Source organism: Micromonospora craterilacus (assembly GCF_003236315.1).
Taxonomy (GTDB): Bacteria; Actinomycetota; Actinomycetes; order Mycobacteriales; family Micromonosporaceae; genus Micromonospora; species Micromonospora craterilacus.
On the sequence record NZ_POTY01000396.1, the window covers coordinates 1 to 3,277 of the forward strand.

A 3,277-nucleotide genomic window follows, 5' to 3' on the forward strand; every position below is an offset into this window, starting at 1 on the left:
GTGTCCAGGAGTTGGCGGACCTCGCGGTCGACCTCGGCCTGGCGGGCGGGGGTGGCGGTCAGGTAGTGGGAGCGGGTGCGGACCAGGCCCAGCAGGTCGTCGCGGCTCAGCGGGGTGGTGTGGGCGAACTCGGCCCACTCGGGCGAGGTGAAGCCGTCGCCGAAGTCGGTGACGGTCTGACGCAGGTGGTCCACGGTGTCCCCGATCTCGGCGATCCGGCTCAACTCGACCACCCAGTCGGCCCGGTCGTCGCGCAGGTTCCAGATCGGGGCGAAGACCCCGCCGGGACGTAGCACCCGGGCGATCTCCGCGTGCGCCGCCGGCCGATCGAACCAGTGGTACGCCTGGCCGGCGAGGACCGCGTCGGCGTACCCGTCGGGCAGTGGCATCGCCTCCGCGGTGCCGGCCAGCGCGGGTACGCCGGTGGTGGTCGCGGCCAGCTGGGCGCGCATGCCGGGGTCGGGCTCGACGGCCGTGACCCGGTGGCCCAGGGCGAGCAGGCCGCGGGTGACGATGCCGGTCCCGGCGGCCAGGTCGACCAGCCGAGCGGGCCGGTCGATACCGTCGAGCGCCCAGCGCAGGGCGGCCTCCGGATATCGGGGTCGGAACCGGTCATAGTCGGCGGCGGCCACGCCGAACGAGCGGGCATGAGTGGGGTCGGTCATGACGGGCAGGCTATCCAGTAACGGTCGACTGACCCCTTGAGTACGCTCGGGGCTTGACCCCGCCCGAATTCTCCCTCCGAGGAAGCGTGCCGTGACCCAGCAGAGCCCCGTGCCAGTCGACCCCGCCGACGACCTTCCCGAGCAGATGAAGGTCCGCCGGGAGAAGCGGGACCGGATGCTCGCCGACGGCGTCGAGCCGTACCCGATCAGCTATCCGCGTACCAGCACGCTGGCCGAGGTACGGGAGCGCTACGCCGAGCTGCCGACCGACACCGCGACCGGCGACCGGGTCGCGGTCACCGGCCGGGTGATCTTCGTGCGGAACACCGGCAAGCTCTGCTTCGCCACCCTGCGCGACGGCGACGGCACCGAACTCCAGGCCATGCTGTCGCTCGACCGGGTCGGCGCGGAGCGGCTGGAGGACTGGAAGCGCCTGGTCGACCTCGGTGACCACGTCGGGGTCACCGGCGAGGTGATCACCAGCCGTCGGGGCGAGTTGTCGGTGCTCGCCGAGCAGTGGGCGATCACCGCGAAGGCGCTGCGACCGCTGCCGGTGGCGCACAAGCCGCTGAGCGAGGAGGCCCGGGTCCGGCAGCGCTACGTCGACCTGATCGTCCGTCCGCAGGCCCGCCAGATGGTACGCACCCGGGCCGCCGCCGTACGCAGTCTGCGCGATTCGCTGCACGGGCAGGGTTTCATCGAGGTGGAGACCCCGATGCTGCAGTTGCTGCCCGGTGGTGCGGCCGCCCGGCCTTTCGTGACCCACAGCAATGCACTCGACACCGATCTGTATCTTCGAATCGCGCCGGAACTGTTTCTCAAGCGCTCCGTGGTCGGCGGCGTCGAGCGAGTCTTCGAGATCAACCGCAACTTCCGTAATGAGGGCATCGACTCTTCGCACTCGCCGGAGTTCGCGATGCTGGAGGCGTACCAGGCGTACGGCGACTACAACACCATGGCCGAGTTGACCCGCAATCTCGTACAGCAGGCGGCCATCGCGGTCGGCGGATCGGCCGTGGTGACGCACGCCGACGGTCGGGAGTTCGACCTGAGCGGTGAGTGGCGTTCGGTGAGCCTGTTCGGGGTGCTTTCCGAGGCGCTCGGCGAGGAGGTCACGGTCCGCACCGAGCGGGCCCGGCTGGTCGAGTACGCGGACAAGGTGGGCCTGGCCGTCGACCCCAAGTGGGGGCCGGGCAAGCTGGCCGAGGAACTGTTCGAGGAGTTGGTCGTACCTGGTCTGCAGGCGCCCACCTTCGTGCGGGACTACCCGGAGGAGACCAGCCCGCTCACCCGGGGCCACCGCGGCGAGCCGGGCCTGGCCGAGAAGTGGGACCTGTATGTGCTCGGCTTCGAGCTGGCCACCGCGTATTCGGAGCTGGTCGACCCGGTGGTGCAGCGGGAACGGCTGGTCGCCCAGGCGCAACTGGCCGCCCGCGGCGACGACGAGGCGATGCGGCTGGACGAGGACTTTCTCCGGGCGATGGAGTACGGAATGCCCCCGGCCGGCGGCATGGGAATGGGAATCGACCGGCTCCTGATGGCGCTGACCGGCCTGGGAATTCGGGAAACCATCCTCTTCCCGTTGGTCCGCCCGGAGTAGTCGTACGGAAACTCCGCCGGGTCGTTACCGCATCCTATTGACGCCGCAAGCATCTCACTTGTTATTGTGCTCTTGTTAGTGGCAGGAGCAGCCCTGCTCGAAAGGAATGTGGGACGTGGCCAAGCAGATCATTCACAAGCTGGTCGATGACCTGGACGGCGGGGACGCGGACGAGACCGTCAAGTTCGCGCTCGACGGTGTTCAGTACGAGATCGACCTGTCCGGTTCGAACGCCGAGAAATTGCGTGGGGCATTCGCTACGTACATGGCCCATGGCACCAAGGTGGGTCGCGGCGGTGTGGTTGTCGGCGGGCGCGCCGCCCGCGGCCGGGGTGGCGCCACCGCCGACCGCGAGCAGAACAAGGCCATCCGGGCGTGGGCTCGCAAGGCCGGCAAGGACATCTCCGACCGGGGCCGGATCCCGCAGGAAATCGTCGACGAGTACCACGCCAAGGCCGGTCACTGAGACCGAGCATCTGACGGTCGTCCGCCACGCCGGCTCGGAGCACGCCTCCGGGCCGGCGTCGCCGTGTCCGGGACTATTGCCGGTGGGGTGGGCGTTGTCCACAGCCGGTGGACGGTGTCGGAGCGATGCCGTCCGTTGCCGGGACGCCTCCGTGCGGTGGTCCCGGCGGCCCACGGCTGCCGGCCGAATTTCGCTCTGCGCGTACAGGCACCATGCCCGGAACACCTGCTGAGCGTGGATGGTTGTGCAAAACGACGCGTACCGGGCCAATGGCGCTGACACACGAGGTCAGCCGAGTCGGTCCGCGGCGATAGAGTAAAGAGGCGCGGACGCCCGTCCCGGGCGCTCGCGTATCCGGCCCCGCCGAGAGTCTTGACCATCAAGATCGAGTGCGCACGGCACGTGAGGAGCACGAGGGCATGTTCGAGCGGTTCACCGACCGAGCGCGACGGGTTGTCGTCCTGGCCCAGGAAGAGGCCCGGATGCTCAATCACAACTACATCGGTACGGAGCACATCCTGTTGGGCCTGATCCATGAGGGTGAGG

Annotated in this window: 4 protein-coding genes; 3 read left to right on the forward strand and 1 reads right to left on the reverse strand. The window is 69.2% G+C overall.

What is annotated here, in order from left to right:
• Positions 1–665, reverse strand: a 665-nt coding sequence (locus C1I95_RS32905; protein ID WP_111219895.1) for a class I SAM-dependent methyltransferase, incomplete at its 3' end; no start/stop codon positions are given.
• Positions 666–756: 91 nt separating this feature from the next.
• On the opposite strand from C1I95_RS32905, the gene lysS reads away from it, so the two are divergent.
• The 3 genes from lysS to C1I95_RS32920 all read left to right on the forward strand — a co-directional run.
• Entirely contained in the window at positions 757–2,265 is a 1,509-nt protein-coding gene (gene lysS, locus C1I95_RS32910; protein ID WP_111219897.1) for a lysine--tRNA ligase, read from the forward strand.
• 115 nt (positions 2,266–2,380) lie between these two features.
• Entirely contained in the window at positions 2,381–2,731 is a 351-nt protein-coding gene (locus C1I95_RS32915) for a histone-like nucleoid-structuring protein Lsr2 (protein ID WP_199524019.1), read from the forward strand.
• A gap of 419 nt (positions 2,732–3,150) precedes the next feature.
• Positions 3,151–3,277 (forward strand): Clp protease N-terminal domain-containing protein (locus tag C1I95_RS32920; protein WP_146605600.1); only part of this gene is annotated, 127 nt, incomplete at its 3' end.